This window comes from Pseudomonas sp. RL_105y_Pfl2_101 (assembly GCF_963970585.1).
Lineage (GTDB): Bacteria > Pseudomonadota > Gammaproteobacteria > Pseudomonadales > Pseudomonadaceae > Aquipseudomonas.
Genome location: NZ_CAXAPG010000006.1, coordinates 118,063 through 130,879, shown reverse-complemented (window position 1 = coordinate 130,879; position 12,817 = coordinate 118,063). Strand labels below are relative to the sequence as shown.

15 protein-coding genes and 1 pseudogene are annotated in these 12,817 nt (G+C 59.6%); 10 read left to right on the top strand and 6 right to left on the bottom strand.

Annotation, left to right across the window (positions count from 1 at the left end):
* Positions 1 to 12 precede the first annotated feature (12 nt).
* From AACY31_RS09770 to AACY31_RS09760, 3 genes are all read left to right on the top strand, one after another.
* Positions 13 to 468, top strand: coding sequence for a cobalamin B12-binding domain-containing protein (locus AACY31_RS09770; protein WP_339504373.1), 456 nt, complete (start codon positions 13 to 15; stop codon positions 466 to 468).
* A gap of 40 nt (positions 469 to 508) precedes the next feature.
* Complete coding sequence (locus AACY31_RS09765) at positions 509 to 1,714, top strand: methylaspartate mutase (protein ID WP_339491623.1); 1,206 nt, start codon at positions 509 to 511, stop codon at positions 1,712 to 1,714.
* Positions 1,715 to 2,025: 311 nt separating this feature from the next.
* Complete coding sequence (locus tag AACY31_RS09760; RefSeq protein WP_339475312.1) at positions 2,026 to 3,018, top strand: hypothetical protein; 993 nt, start codon at positions 2,026 to 2,028, stop codon at positions 3,016 to 3,018.
* 49 nt (positions 3,019 to 3,067) lie between these two features.
* Here AACY31_RS09760 and AACY31_RS09755 read toward each other — a convergent pair whose 3' ends face one another.
* Complete coding sequence (locus AACY31_RS09755; protein WP_339475314.1) at positions 3,068 to 3,883, bottom strand: sulfite exporter TauE/SafE family protein; 816 nt, start codon at positions 3,881 to 3,883, stop codon at positions 3,068 to 3,070.
* A 112-nt stretch (positions 3,884 to 3,995) separates the two neighbouring features.
* Here AACY31_RS09755 and AACY31_RS09750 point away from each other — a divergent pair, with 112 nt between their 5' ends.
* Positions 3,996 to 4,772 (top strand): AraC family transcriptional regulator, encoded by a 777-nt coding sequence (locus AACY31_RS09750; protein ID WP_339504372.1) that lies wholly within the window; start codon positions 3,996 to 3,998, stop codon positions 4,770 to 4,772.
* An 81-nt stretch (positions 4,773 to 4,853) separates the two neighbouring features.
* Entirely contained in the window at positions 4,854 to 5,171 is a 318-nt protein-coding gene (locus tag AACY31_RS09745) for a helix-turn-helix domain-containing protein (protein WP_339475319.1), read from the top strand.
* 17 nt (positions 5,172 to 5,188) lie between these two features.
* Here the strand turns inward: AACY31_RS09745 and AACY31_RS09740 are convergent, their stop codons facing one another.
* Entirely contained in the window at positions 5,189 to 6,247 is a 1,059-nt protein-coding gene (locus AACY31_RS09740) for an MBL fold metallo-hydrolase (protein ID WP_339475321.1), read from the bottom strand.
* Between the two features lie 189 nt (positions 6,248 to 6,436).
* Here AACY31_RS09740 and AACY31_RS09735 point away from each other — a divergent pair, with 189 nt between their 5' ends.
* Positions 6,437 to 7,045, top strand: coding sequence for a TetR/AcrR family transcriptional regulator (locus AACY31_RS09735; RefSeq protein ID WP_339475324.1), 609 nt, complete (start codon positions 6,437 to 6,439; stop codon positions 7,043 to 7,045).
* Between the two features lie 3 nt (positions 7,046 to 7,048).
* Here the strand turns inward: AACY31_RS09735 and AACY31_RS09730 are convergent, their stop codons facing one another.
* Positions 7,049 to 7,996 carry a LysR family transcriptional regulator gene (locus tag AACY31_RS09730; protein WP_339475326.1) on the bottom strand — a complete coding sequence of 316 codons (948 nt, stop codon included), beginning with the start codon at positions 7,994 to 7,996 and terminating at the stop codon, positions 7,049 to 7,051.
* Positions 7,997 to 8,010: 14 nt separating this feature from the next.
* Between AACY31_RS09730 and AACY31_RS09725 the strand changes: the two genes are divergently transcribed.
* On the top strand, positions 8,011 to 8,721 hold the full coding sequence (locus AACY31_RS09725; protein WP_339475328.1) for a CTP synthase C-terminal region-related (seleno)protein: 711 nt from the start codon (positions 8,011 to 8,013) through the stop codon (positions 8,719 to 8,721).
* A complete protein-coding gene (locus tag AACY31_RS09720) occupies positions 8,718 to 9,032 on the top strand; it encodes an antibiotic biosynthesis monooxygenase family protein (protein ID WP_339475330.1) in 315 nt (104 codons plus the stop codon). Before AACY31_RS09725 ends, AACY31_RS09720 begins: the two co-directional genes overlap by 4 nt.
* Positions 9,033 to 9,218: 186 nt before the next feature.
* Here AACY31_RS09720 and AACY31_RS09715 read toward each other — a convergent pair whose 3' ends face one another.
* Entirely contained in the window at positions 9,219 to 9,545 is a 327-nt protein-coding gene (locus AACY31_RS09715) for a DUF2025 family protein (RefSeq protein ID WP_339475332.1), read from the bottom strand.
* A 243-nt stretch (positions 9,546 to 9,788) separates the two neighbouring features.
* Here AACY31_RS09715 and AACY31_RS09710 point away from each other — a divergent pair, with 243 nt between their 5' ends.
* Both AACY31_RS09710 and AACY31_RS09705 read left to right on the top strand, forming a co-directional pair.
* Positions 9,789 to 10,916, top strand: a complete 1,128-nt coding sequence (locus AACY31_RS09710; protein WP_339475335.1) for a glycerophosphodiester phosphodiesterase — start codon at positions 9,789 to 9,791, stop codon at positions 10,914 to 10,916.
* Positions 10,917 to 11,040: 124 nt separating this feature from the next.
* Positions 11,041 to 11,346, top strand: a complete 306-nt coding sequence (locus AACY31_RS09705) for a PepSY domain-containing protein (protein WP_339475337.1) — start codon at positions 11,041 to 11,043, stop codon at positions 11,344 to 11,346.
* A 79-nt stretch (positions 11,347 to 11,425) separates the two neighbouring features.
* On the opposite strand, the gene AACY31_RS28890 is transcribed toward AACY31_RS09705, so the two are convergent.
* Positions 11,426 to 12,193: a methyl-accepting chemotaxis protein gene (locus AACY31_RS28890; RefSeq protein WP_445261532.1), complete on the bottom strand. Its 768-nt coding sequence runs from the start codon at positions 12,191 to 12,193 to the stop codon at positions 11,426 to 11,428.
* A 117-nt stretch (positions 12,194 to 12,310) separates the two neighbouring features.
* Positions 12,311 to 12,469, bottom strand: a pseudogene (locus AACY31_RS28885) (HAMP domain-containing protein); the annotation flags it as partial.
* Between the last annotated feature and the right edge of the window lie 348 nt (positions 12,470 to 12,817).

The window sequence follows — 12,817 nt, the reverse complement described above, 5'->3', positions numbered from 1 at the left end:
AGGGATTTAACGATGACTTTCAGCAAAACCGCTCTGCTCACCACCGCACCTTCGGACTCCCATAGCTGGAATCTGGTGTTCATGGAGTTCCTGCTCACCGACATTGGCTACAACGTCGAGAACCTGGGACCGAACACGCCCATGGATGAGGTGATCGCGCGGCTCAACCGCCACGCCAGCGCCATGGTTGTCGTCAGCACGGTCAATGGCCATGGCTACATCGAAGGCGCTGAACTCGCGCGGCGTATTCGTAGCGAAACCAAACACACCGACGGGGTGTATATCGGCGGCAAGATCTGCACCGAAAACGATCCCCAGACCATTGCCCGACATAGCGACACACTGCGCGCCGCAGGTTTCGATGAGGTGTTCGACGACAGCGTGGCCAACAGCTTCGATGCCTTTCAGGAACTGGTGTCTGCCCAGTTGTATCCAGAACATTACGTGGAGAAACGGGTCGCTCGCTGACCCGTAGCCCCTACCGATTCGCAGACAAAGGCAGATCAGGATGATCGATTTCAACACCCATGTTCTTGAACGCTTCAACGCGCATGGCCCGGTGCTCCAGCCGCGAATGGGCTTCAGTGACCCAGCCAGGATGCAAGCCGGTCTGGAAGCCACCGCAGCGAGCCGGGCGAATACAGTGTGCACCATCACGCTTGATGCGTTCACCCGAGTAAACAATCTTGAGGCCGCGCAACGGGCCATCGACAGCGAATCGATGCTCAACGGTTATCCGATCGTCAACCATCCGCTGGCGCAGACCCGTGCCATGATCGATCAGATTGATGCGCACTACCGCCTGCCGGTGCAGGTTCGTCATGGTTCACCCGACCCGTTGCACATTTTCAAGCGCATGGTCGAAGTCGGTCTGCCCACCACCGAGGGCGGGCCGATTTCCTATTGCCTGCCGTACAGTCGCACGCCGTTGCGCGAGGCGTTCGGTCACTGGGAGAAAGCCTGTCAGGTGCTGTCCAGCGGCGTCGACAACAGTCACATCGAAAGCTTCGCCGGCTGCATGATGGGGCAGATGTGCGACCCAGTGATTCTGGTGGCGCTCAATATTCTTGAAGGGTTGTTCTTGCGCGCCCATGGCATCAAGACGCTGTCGTTCTCCTACGCTCAAGGCACCTCGCCGGTGCAGGATCGTGCGGCGGTGACGGCCCTCCAACAACTCGCGGCCGAATATTTTGCACCGGGCAGCTATCACTTTGTCGGTTATGTGTTCATGGGGTTCTTCCCGCGCTCGCTTGGCGGTTTTTGCCGAATCACTGGCGATGCGCTGGCCATGATCCGCGCCACGGGTGTGCAGCGCGTGATCATCAAGACACCGGTGGAATCAAGGCGCATTCCTCGGATAGAGGAAAATATCGCGGCGCTCGAGTACTGCGACTACTGCCTGAACACCGACGGCGTCTTACCACAGATTCCGTTCGACTCCCAGGAACACGGGCGCGTCCTGCGCGGCGCGAAACGCCTGATCGAAGGCGCGCTGGCCCACGACAGCAACTTGTCCGAAGCCCTGCTCGGCGCCTTCGACAGCAGTTTTCTTTCGATCCCCTACTGCCTGCACCCCGACAACAAACGCGGCGCCGGCACCGTACTGACGCCGGAAAACTATTACCACGGGTTCCAGGGCGAGCGGGTGGAAAATGCCTTCTCGTTTCTGGCGGCGCTGAGGCAGAACATCCGCACCTATGACTGCGTGCTTTGATGCTGGATCGAGGCCGTCATTACCAGGTTGAAGCGCTGTTGAAAATCAGCGCTATCGACAAGGCCACTATGCGAGCGTTCGACGAGACCTGCACGGCTGCGAACGGGGACTGCTTCAGCCCAGCGGGAGCAAGCCCCCCGCCACAGGTTGATATCAGGGCGCAGGTGGGTGGCAGGCTTGATGGCGGGGTTGGTTTTGGGAATCGCGAGCAGGCTCGCTCCCACAGGGGGTTTGTGGTGTGTTGAAACTTTGGGTGCAGCCCGCCGCGTCCTTCGGTATTAATACACTTCCTCTCATGGACCCGAGCCCCGATGAAATTCGACACCGCCTACTGCCTCAGCCTCGATGCCAAGCTTTCGATCTATGACGTTCGGGATCTGAATTTCGACGAGACCATGGCCTTCGATTCGGTCAAGGAGCGCTTTCAGTGCCCCAACGATGCCTGTCGGGCGGCGTTTGATGAGGACAATCGGCTGACGACGTTCAACGCCAAGAACGTCAATTACATCCGCACGCCACATTTCAAGAATCAGCCAACTACCCGGCATATCGAGGGCTGTCCTTACGTCAGTCCGAAAACGCCGGGGTTGGGTGCGCAGAGTGGCGAGGTGGAAACGGATGACGACCGTGAAGAGCATTTTCCATCGGAGCTGTTGCTGACTCGACGTCAGTACGTGCGTAAACCGTCCGATCTGCCGAAGGATGTTGAAACAGCGACTCGGCCTACGTCGCCCACCCTATCGTCCCACGGTGATGACGCTCATTCCGTCCAAGACTCGACACCCGACAAGACCAGCGTCTTCGCCCACCCGGTGGAGTGTTTTGTGTCGAACTTCGCGGACAAGGACCTGCTCAAGCGCAAGCTGTTGAAGATTGTCGAACACACGGCGCCCTATGGATCGTTCTTCAAGAAGATCGAGTATTTGCAGGACAACAAGGGCTTGATCTACTGGGGCAAGATCAAGGAGATCAAGGATTACACGCAAAGCTTTCGCATCGATTTCGAACCCAAGGTCTGGTTCAAACAACCGGACGAGGCGAAGAAGAAGCCTTACTCGGTCAACGTTTACCTGAGCAAGAAGCTGATCGATAACTACCGCAAGCGCAAAGCGTTCCTGGAAGAGATCAAGCATGCCGTCGACAGTGACGCGCCGTTGTATTGCTTCTTTTATGGCGTGACGCCGGAGTTCAAGCAGGTGCCGAGCAAGAAGAACCCCGAAGAAACGTTCGGGGTGTTCAGTGCCAATATCGAGAACTTGGATCACTTTATTATTCGGGAGGCCCCGGGATTGGCCGATAAGTGACTTCGCCTCAGGCTAGCTGTAGCGCTATCGAGCAACACCATGCAGCGATTTATTTTATAGCTATGCCCAGCATCACACTGACCAACAATCCAATATAGACCCAAGCGTGAAGCCCATCCGGTATCCGTCCGATCCATGGCGTTGCCAGACGAATCCCCACTAACGCGCCGAGTGTCAGCACAGCGAAGGCCATCAAGTCGACGTAACCGACAAACCACGGCCCCAAATCAAATTCGGTAAACCCGGCCATGGCCATGTAAGTCAACGTCCCGGCCACCGCAACCGGCAAACTCAGCGGGTTAGCCATGGACGTTGCGCGCGACATATTCAGCCCGCAACGGCGCAACAATGGCACCGTCATGACACTTCCACCCACGCCCAGAAAAGTGGCGATGGCGCCGATGCTGATGCCGCCTGCTGATACCTCTGCCCTGCCCAATCGCCGTGGGATTACAGCGTCAGACTGTGTCAGAAAACCGCGTCTGAACAAGCAGTCCAGAATGGCTACGCCCAGATAAACGATGAAGGCATAGCGAATGACTTCGCTACTCGCCCACATCGCGGCAACAGCTCCGACGATAGCGCCCAGGCCGATGAAGCCGCCCAACGGCCACAGGTAGTGGCGAATGAGGTTACCGGCGCGGTGATGCTTGGCGGTGGCGATCAGCGCGTTGACGATCATCACGCAGGTCGAGGTGGCCACGGCGATGTGCATCGCCGATTGGCCGATAGGGTCGTCAGCGCCGTGGCTGGCGGTGAGCATGCGGTATAGCAAGGGCACCACGACGAATCCGCCGCCGAAGCCGAACAACACGGCGGTGACGCCAGTCATGCAGCCGAAAAGTGCCAGCAAGAGGTAGAACATCGCGCAGCATCCGTTAATTGAGAGAGGCCGACGATAGAGCGATGGGGCTTGGCCTGCTTCAGCAAGTAAGCCAATAATGTTTGCGTTTACGCCAATCGTTGGATACCGCTCGATGCGCAATGTTTCGATTGACCTGCTGGACGACACGCCACGGCCAGTGGTGGCTATCGGCACGGATTACCCCGACGGTCATCGGTTGCCGCGCCATACCCACCGGCGTGCGCAGTTGCTCTACGGCGCCACCGGAGTCATGCAGGTCAGCACCGCGGACGGCAATTGGGTGGTGCCGCCGCAACGGGCGGTGTGGATCCCGCCTGGGGTTGCCCATGAGGTGCTGATGCTGGGCGTCAGCACGCGAAGTTTGTATATCGAACCGGCCGCCGTAACGGCCATGGACACCCGTTGCCAGGTCATCAGCGTGTCGCCCCTGATGCGCCAGTTGCTGATGGAAGCCGTGGAACTTGCACCGGATTACGACGAGGCTGGGCGCGATTGTGCGCTGATCGATCTGCTGCTGCACGAGCTGCTGCGCAGCGCCCATCTGCCCCTGCACCTTCCACTGCCCCAAGACCCGCGCCTGCTCGGTCTGTGCCAGGCATTTCTGAAACGCCCAGACGCCCATGCCTCGCCCGTGCAATGGGCGGCGCAGTTACCTGTCAGCTTGCGCTCATTCAATCGCCTGTTCAGTCGGCAAACCACGCTGAGTTTCAGCCAGTGGCGGCAGCAGGCGTGTGTCATGGCGGCGTTGGCCCGTCTGGCCGAAGGGGATTCGGTGACGCGCATAGCCCTGGATCTGGGCTACGACAGCCCCGCGGCATTCTCCACGATGTTTCGTCGCGTACTGGGTCACGCCCCGAGCGCCTGGCTGGAGAAGACCGCCGGTCATTGATCAAAAAATGAGATTGATCGGGATTCAAAACAACTGTACAAAAACACAGTATTTTTAAATCCAACAGCTTTGGAGCACCCCATGGCCTCTCTCGCAATCAAAACCACCCTGGAACGCATCGCTGTCTATCAATTCACCCCTGCTCACAGTGCACAGGCCCGAGCCATGCTGGGCTGGAGTGTCGAGGAACTGTCCCACCAATCCGGCGTTTCGGTCCAGGCCATCCGCCGCTTCGAGACCGGTGGCGAGTTGCTCGATGTCACTCGCCTGGCCCTGGCCTTTCGCCTGGAGGCCGAGGGCCTGGTGTTCTTCCCCGGCTTCGCACCAGGGCGGGGCATGAACATCAAGGGCGCGACACCGGACCCAATGGGGCGCTCCGACTACGCAATGATTGAATAACGCCAACCCTGTGAGTGCTAGGCGATACCGGCCTGATCCTGGTACGCCGAGGGCTCCACGTCTAGCCACCAGGCGCGGCCACGTTGCGGCTGCGTCAGGGTGAATGCTTCGCCCATTTGCGGCGTGGCAATGTGAACATTGCGTTCCCAGGCCAGGGCCAGGATGCGATCGAAAGGTTCATACCAGGCATGCATCGCCAGGTCGAACGTACCGTTGTGGATCGGCAGCAGCCAACGGCCCTTGAGATCGATATGAGCCTGCAGGGTCTGCTCTGGCTGCATGTGGACGTGGGGCCAATCGACGTCATAGGCACCGGTTTCCATCAGCGTCAGGTCAAAGGGGCCATATCGTTCGCCGATGCGTTTGAAACCGTCGAAGTAGCCAGTGTCGCCGCTGAAGAAAATTCGTGTGGCGCCATCAATCATCACCCATGAGGCCCACAAGGTGCTGTTGCTGTCGAACAGGCCGCGCCCGGAAAAATGCTGGGAAGGTGTCGCAACGAACTCGATACCGTCCACCTCGGTACCTTGCCACCAGTCCAACTGACGTACCTTGTTGGCGTCGACGCCCCATTTGATCAGGGTGTCGCCCACGCCAAGGGGGGCCAGGAAGTGGCGAGTCTTGGCCGCCAGCTTGAGGATGGCCTGACGATCGAGGTGGTCGTAATGATCGTGGGAAAGAATCACTGCTTCGATCGGCGGTAATTCCTCCAGGCTGATGGGCGGCTGATGAAAACGCTTAGGGCCGGCCCACTGCACAGGTGAGGCACGCTCGGAGAACACCGGGTCTGTCAGCCAGAATTTATCCCGCAGCTTGAGCAATAGAGTGGAATGGCCGAGACGGAATACGCTGTTGTTCGGCGCCGCCAGCAGCGCGGCGCGCGTCAGCGCTTGAACCTCGATGGCGCCCGAAGGCCGAGTGGTGCGCGGCTTGTGGAAGATCATGTTCCAGATGATGCGCAGGGTGGTGCCAAAGCCTTCCCGAGGGGTGAAGGCATGATTGCGATACTTGCCCTGTTCATGCCGGGATGCGTCCTGGGTGGACGGATTGTCGGTCGAAAGAGAGGGAATGGTCATGGTGCGATAACTCCAAGGGCGTCGGCGCAATTGCGCTTCGCCGTTGTGGGACGCTGGATGGCCGTTGCATGCACGCTCAGCCGCCGGACTAAAAACTACACCACTCGGTGTAGTTTCTAGATTGCATGAATCCCGGGAGCAAGTAAACTGCCGAGTGTAAGCTCTATCATCTCAACCGACGAATTGCCCATGACCGTACCGCAGCGCCTTACCGAGCGAAAACGCGAAGCCATCCTCCAGGCCGCGATTGCTGAATTCCGTAGCAGCGGTTTCGAGATCACCAGCATGGACAAGATCGCGGCGACTGCCGGCGTATCGAAGCGCACGGTGTATAACCATTTCCCGAGCAAGGAAGCGTTGTTTGCCGAAATTCTCAACCGGTTATGGAACAGCATTACCGCAGAACAGGACATGCCCTACAGCCCGCAAAAGCCGCTGCGGGAACAGCTTCAAACGTTGCTGCAAGCCAAACTGAACATGCTGGCGGACGAGAACTTTCTCGACTTGGCGCGCATCGCCATCGCCGCGACCATTCATTCCCCCGAGCGAGCCCAGGACATGGTGTCGCGCATGGGCCAGCGTGAAGAAGGCCTGACGGCCTGGATTCGCCAAGCCCAGGCCGATGGCCGGTTGAAACCCGGGGAGCCGGCATTTGCCGCCCAGCAAATGCATGGGCTGCTCAAGACGTTCGCCTTCTGGCCGCAGGTTTCGATGGGGCAACCCAGCCTGCCCCAGGATGAGCAGACTCGGGTGATCGAATCTGCCCTCGACATGTTCCTGAGCCGTTACCAAGTCTGAGGGTCAGCCCCACCGCAGATTGCGCCCCAACTCCTCGAACAAGGTCACCACCGAACGCAAGGCCCGGCAGTCCGGACGGGTCAGGAGCCACAGGGCCGTGTCATAACCCTCCAGCGGTTCGCCAAAGGGCATCAGGCCCTGGTGTTCCTCGACCAGAAAGTCCGGCAGCGCCGCCACCCCCAAGCCGGCTCGCACCAGTTCGGTGACCGAGAGCATGCTGTTGCAGCGATAGGCGGGCACCACGCCGGGTAGATGCTGGCGGCGCCAGGCTACCGTAGGGTGATCCGGGAGGAAATCGTCCGGTGCGATCCACGTCATGGCGGCCAGGTCATTCGCATCCACCGAGCGCAGATACGTGGTACTGGCACATACCCGGTAAGCCACATTGCCCAGATTTCGACCGACCAGATGTTCCGGCGGTGTACGGGTCAGACGCAATGCAATGTCGGCATCGCGGCGGCTCAGGTTGGCGAAGTCGTTCGAGGTGCTCAGCTCAAGGGCCAGCGCCGGATACGCAGGCATGAAGCGCGCCAGTGCAGGCAGCAACAAGGCTTGCAGGACCGAGTCACTGCACGTCAGGCGCACCGTCCCGCTGATGACCTCACCGCCCTGCTCCACACCCACCCGCGCCGCCTCCAACGCCTGTTCGGCGCGCTCGGCTTGTTCGGCCAGTGCCTGGGCCAGGCTCGTGGGCAAGTACCCGGAACGGTTTTTTTCAAACAAGGGCTGGCCCAGGGCCGCCTCCAGTCGACGTACCGAACGAAATACCGTGGACACGTCTACCTGCAGCAACCGAGCGGCCCGGGCCAGTGAGCCACCACGGACCAGTGCCAGGATCAGGGACAAGTCGGAATAGTCCAGACGATAGTGCGCTGCTGCATTGATCACTTGGATAAACGCCAATATTGATTGCGTGAACGCCAATCTATAGTGGCGACCAGGAATCAACAAGCGGCGAGTCTCTCATGGAAAAACAGCGTCCTTTACACATCGCCCTGGTCGGCGACCACGACCCACACATCACCGCTCACCGCGCGATCCCCGTCGCACTTGAACTGGCCGGTGGGCAAACCGGCCATGACATTCGCGTCCACTGGCTGGCAACGCCGCTGATCGCCGACAACGCTGTGCTAGAGGGCTTCGACGGTATCTGGTGCGTGCCGGGCAGTCCCTACCAAAACGAAACCGGCGCCTTGCAGGCGATTCGTTTTGCCCGCGAACAGCGTCGCCCTTTCCTAGGCACCTGCGGTGGTTTTCAACATGCCGTGCTGGAATACGCCCGCAACGTGAGGGGGTGGGTCGATGCCGCCCATGGCGAAAACGATCCCGAGGCTGAACGGGCGTTGCTGACGCCGCTGAGCTGTGCCTTGATCGAAACCATCGACAGTCTCCAGCTCGATGCGGACTCGTTGATTACCAAGGCTTATGGAACCCAGATGGTATTCGAGGGCTACCATTGCCGCTTCGGGGTCAACCCGGATTTTGAAAAGGACTTACTCAATCAGCGCCTGCACGCCGTGGCCCGGGACTCCGCCGGCGGCCTGCGCGCAGTGGAGCTGCAGGGCCATCCGTTCTTTGTCGCCACGCTGTTCCAACCTGAACGTGCCGCATTGGAAGGGCGCGTGCCGCCGCTGGTCAGCGCGTTTGTCAAAGCATGCGCCAGGACAACGCCATGAGCGCCCACTACTACGCCGTGATTTTCACCTCCCTGCGCACCGAGGGGGACCAAGGTTACACCGAAGCCGCCGAGCGCATGCTGGTCTTGGCTCGAGAGCAGCCGGGGTTTCTCGGCGTCGAATCGGCGCGCGGCGAAGATGGCTTGGGCATCACCGTGTCCTATTGGAACAGCGAAGCAGCGATCCTGGCCTGGAAGCAGCATCCCGAACACAGCGCGATCCGCGAGCGCGGCCGCTCCACCTGGTATGCCCATTGCCACACGAGGGTGTGCAAGGTCGAACGCGATTATGCGTTCCGCCGCCAAACCTGATGCCAGGATACAAAACCTGTGGAGGGCCGGCGGTTACCACAAATCCCCTGTGGGAGCTGAGCTGGCTCGCGATAGCGGTGGGTCAGCTTGCTGCGATGTTGAATGTGCCGCCGCCATCGCGGGCAAGCCTTGCTCCCACACTGAATCTCGCTCCCACAGGATCTCTGTTCAATTCAAGATTGAGGCTCAGCCTGCCACCAACTGCCGCACCGCCACGATTTCCGGCAGGTCGCTGCGGGCCATGTACACCCGCAAGGGTTCGCAGAGGTTGATCCGGTCGTCGATGTGCTGGTCCAGCAGCAACTGGATCCGCTCGCGTTTGAGGGCCATGGTGCCGTCCGCCACGGGAGCCCAGACAAATTCGCAGGTAGGGATGATGCCGTCGTCGGCCACGTCCATGCCGAAGGCGTCTTCGCTGAAACGTACGATGTATTGGCCGGTCTTGCGGTTCAGGCCAACAAAGCCCTTGAGCTGGTCGGCGGCCTGGCAGATGAATGTCGAAGTGGTGCGCATGGTAAACCTCACGGATGCGTCTCGCAGGACGTCTGATCAATGGTTTACACACAAGGCAAGTGAACGATGGTTTCAGGTTTCCCTCTGCCGGGGAAACTGGTGCGCCAAGGGTACTGCAAAGCATCCCGAAAATGCGTGGGAAAAATCTGCTTTACACATATTTATGTCGATATGACGATAGCGCCGCCTGCGTTCAGTTGCTAAAAGATAGCTCTTTGCAAAACCTACGAAAGGATCTCGAGCATGCCTGTCACCTTCATCCGCAGTGCGTTGATGCTGAGCCTGTTGCTCGGCTTCGGTCAGGCACAGGCCTCCGAGGCCCCGAGCCCCAAGGCTTTGGCGGCCCTCCAGGGGATTCCTCATCCCGCCGTGATCGCTCACCGCGGCGCCTCGTTCGACGCGCCGGAAGCAACCGCTGCCGCCTACAAGCTGGCCCGCGACCTGGGCGCCGACTACCTGGAACTGGACCTGCAACGCAGCAAGGACGGCGTGCTGTTCGTCCTGCATGACGACAGCTTGCTGCGCACCACGGATGTCGCGGTCAAATTCCCCGAGCGCAAGGACAGCACCGCCAACGAATTCACCATGGCGGAGCTCAAAACCCTCGATGCCGGCAGTTGGTTCAACACCGCTTACCCGGACCGCGCGCGGCCTTCGTTCGTGGGCTTGAAAATCCTGACCCTCGATGAAGTGATCAATATCGCCGAGGGCAACCCGCAGCAAAAACCCGGGCTGTACATCGAAACCAAGGAGCCGAAGCTGTTCCCCGATATCGAGCGCGACCTGAAGGACAAATTGCAGGACCGTGGTTGGCTGAGCCCGGCCGGGTCAAAACTGGCCAAGCGGGCCACGGGGGTCGGCCAGGGCAAGGGCAAAGTGGTCTTGCAGACCTTTGAAAAGAGCAGTCTCGAACTGCTGCACAAAGAGATGCCAAAGGTGCCGAAGATCCTGCTGTTGTGGGTGGGCGAAGGCAACATCGAGCCCAAGTCCAAGGTACCTTTTGCCCAGTCCGGCGAAACGGACAAGGCCGCCTATTACGCCAAGCAAGAACCCAAGGACAAGGCTGAATTCGAGCAGTGGGTCCAGTATGCCAAGGCCCACGGCGCCATCGGCACCGGTCCTTCGGCGATGTTGACCCACGGCGGCAGCCAGAGTTACGCGGACCTGGTGCAGCCATGGATGAACCAGTACACCCATGACCAAGGTTTGCTGGTACATGTCTACACCGCGGATGAACCTGTGGACTTCAAGAAAGTGATGGATGCCGGCGTCGATGGCATCTTCACCAACCGTGCCAGTGAACTGCTCAAGTACCTCCAGCGTCCCGAGACAGGCAGCGTGGTGCAACTATTGGAAAAGAACGGCTACTGAGTCGCAAGACAGTTGCCAGGCAACTTGCTTCAGGTTTTTTCGAATTAAGGGTGAATTAAGTTGCCACAGTTAATCTGAACCCACTTAAAACGACTCACCCTTAACGACACCAAGGAAAGATCTCATGAAAACGTTGACTGCCCTGTTTACCGCTGTTGCCTTGACCCTGACTGCTGGCCTGGCCCAGGCGGATGTTCGCGTCGATCAAATTTCTCAACTGGTCAAGGACGACAAGATCAAGTCCCTTGAATCGATGAACGAAGAAGCCCTGAAGTTGCACCCGGGCGCCACCATCACCGACACCGACCTGGATAACCACTTCAACGGCTATGAATATGAAGTCGAATTGAAAACAGCCGACGGCAAAGAGTTCGATGTTGATTTCGATGCCTCGACCGGCAAAGTCTTGAGCAACAAGCAAGACACTTGATCCATCAGTAAAAAAGAGCCGCGCAACCTTAGGGTTGCGCGGCTCTTTTGCATTTATCGATACCTGTCGCGAACGACCGTCAGGCACTCAACCTCGCCGTCACTTCATTCAACTGTCCCGACAAACCGTGCAAATCCCGACTGGCGGCTTCGGTGCGCTGCACATTGTCCAGGTTAGTGCTGGCAATGCAGGTGATTTCAGTCAGGTTGCGGGAAATGTCTTCGGCCACGGAAGTCTGCTCTTCGGCTGCGGTGGCGATCTGGCGGTTCATGTCACGAATCGCTTCGACAGCCTGGGTGATGCGTTCGAGCATCACACCGGCCTGGGTCACTTGCTCCACACTTTCTTCGCTGCGCGACTGCCCACTCTCAATGGCATGGGCCGCGTCCACCGCACCCGTTTGTACGGTCTGGATAATCTGGTTGATCTCGATGATCGACGAGGCCGTGCGTTGGGCCAGGCTGCGCACCTCATCGGCGACTACCGCGAAACCGCGCCCCGCCTCCCCGGCCCGCGCGGCTTCGATGGCAGCATTGAGGGCTAACAGGTTGGTCTGTTCGGCGATCCCGCGGATCACCTCCAACACCTTGCCGATGCGCCCGCTGTCGGTTTCCAACTGACGGATGACCTTGGCCGTGTTGGCGATCTCGCCGCGCATCCGGGTGATGGTGTGGATGGTCCCCTGCATGACCTTCCCGCCCTGCTGCGCCGATTGATCGGCATCATCGGCCGCCTGCGCGGCATCGACGGCATGGCGTGCCACTTCCTGGGCTGTGGCGGACATTTCGGTCATCGCCGTCGCCACCTGATCGGTGCGTTCGAATTGCTCGCTGGTGCCCTGGCCCATTAAGCGGGCAATGGCATTGAGCTCACCGCTGGCACCGTCCAGTTCCGTGGCACTGCGTTGCAGGCGGCTAAAGGTTTCGGCAAGGAAATCGCGCAACGTGTTGGCCGCTACCGCCAGATTGCCCAGCTCGTCCTGACGGTTGCTCGTCACACGCTCGGCGAAATGCCCATGGCTGAGTCGGGTCACGTAGTCGATCAGTTTACGGATCGGTTGAACCAGGTTGCGATTGACCAGCCACAGGCTGAACAACCCAATCAGCACGCCCGACACCAGCATGATCACGGTGCCCAGCATAATCGTGCGATCGGCGCCGGCGCTGATCAGCGTCGACTCCTCGATGCCCAGCTTGCGCAGCTCCACCACCAGCGCACTCATCTGTTCACTGGCAGCACGGTCCATGCCCTTTACCGCCGCATCGCCCGCCGCCGAATCGCCACCGGAGGCGACAAATGCGTCACGGCCTTTTTGGTAGGCCGCGCCCAACTGACGATGCTCATCGCGCAGGGCCACGATGCGGGTCTTGATTGGCGCCGGCACACCTTCATGCCCGCTCAATTGGCCAAGGATGTCTTGGACCTCACGCTGACGTTCCTCGAACTGCCTCCAGTATTTATCCAGGTCCGC

Excerpts from the sequence above, each read along its gene's own strand:
- AACY31_RS09745 (WP_339475319.1), top strand. The coding sequence starts at position 4,854 with ATGGCCTCTCTCGCAATCAAAACCACCCTGGAACGCATCGCTGTCTAT.
- AACY31_RS09765 (WP_339491623.1), top strand. The coding sequence starts at position 509 with ATGATCGATTTCAACACCCATGTTCTTGAACGCTTCAACGCGCATGGC.
- AACY31_RS09710 (WP_339475335.1), top strand. The coding sequence starts at position 9,789 with ATGCCTGTCACCTTCATCCGCAGTGCGTTGATGCTGAGCCTGTTGCTC.
- AACY31_RS09725 (WP_339475328.1), top strand. The coding sequence starts at position 8,011 with ATGGAAAAACAGCGTCCTTTACACATCGCCCTGGTCGGCGACCACGAC.
- AACY31_RS09715 (WP_339475332.1), bottom strand. The coding sequence starts at position 9,545 with ATGCGCACCACTTCGACATTCATCTGCCAGGCCGCCGACCAGCTCAAG.
- AACY31_RS09720 (WP_339475330.1), top strand. The coding sequence starts at position 8,718 with ATGAGCGCCCACTACTACGCCGTGATTTTCACCTCCCTGCGCACCGAG.
- AACY31_RS09750 (WP_339504372.1), top strand. The coding sequence starts at position 3,996 with ATGCGCAATGTTTCGATTGACCTGCTGGACGACACGCCACGGCCAGTG.
- AACY31_RS09760 (WP_339475312.1), top strand. The coding sequence starts at position 2,026 with ATGAAATTCGACACCGCCTACTGCCTCAGCCTCGATGCCAAGCTTTCG.
- AACY31_RS09755 (WP_339475314.1), bottom strand. The coding sequence starts at position 3,883 with ATGTTCTACCTCTTGCTGGCACTTTTCGGCTGCATGACTGGCGTCACC.
- AACY31_RS09740 (WP_339475321.1), bottom strand. The coding sequence starts at position 6,247 with ATGACCATTCCCTCTCTTTCGACCGACAATCCGTCCACCCAGGACGCA.
- AACY31_RS09770 (WP_339504373.1), top strand. The coding sequence starts at position 13 with ATGACTTTCAGCAAAACCGCTCTGCTCACCACCGCACCTTCGGACTCC.
- AACY31_RS09705 (WP_339475337.1), top strand. The coding sequence starts at position 11,041 with ATGAAAACGTTGACTGCCCTGTTTACCGCTGTTGCCTTGACCCTGACT.
- AACY31_RS09735 (WP_339475324.1), top strand. The coding sequence starts at position 6,437 with ATGACCGTACCGCAGCGCCTTACCGAGCGAAAACGCGAAGCCATCCTC.
- AACY31_RS28890 (WP_445261532.1), bottom strand. The coding sequence starts at position 12,193 with ATGGGCCAGGGCACCAGCGAGCAATTCGAACGCACCGATCAGGTGGCG.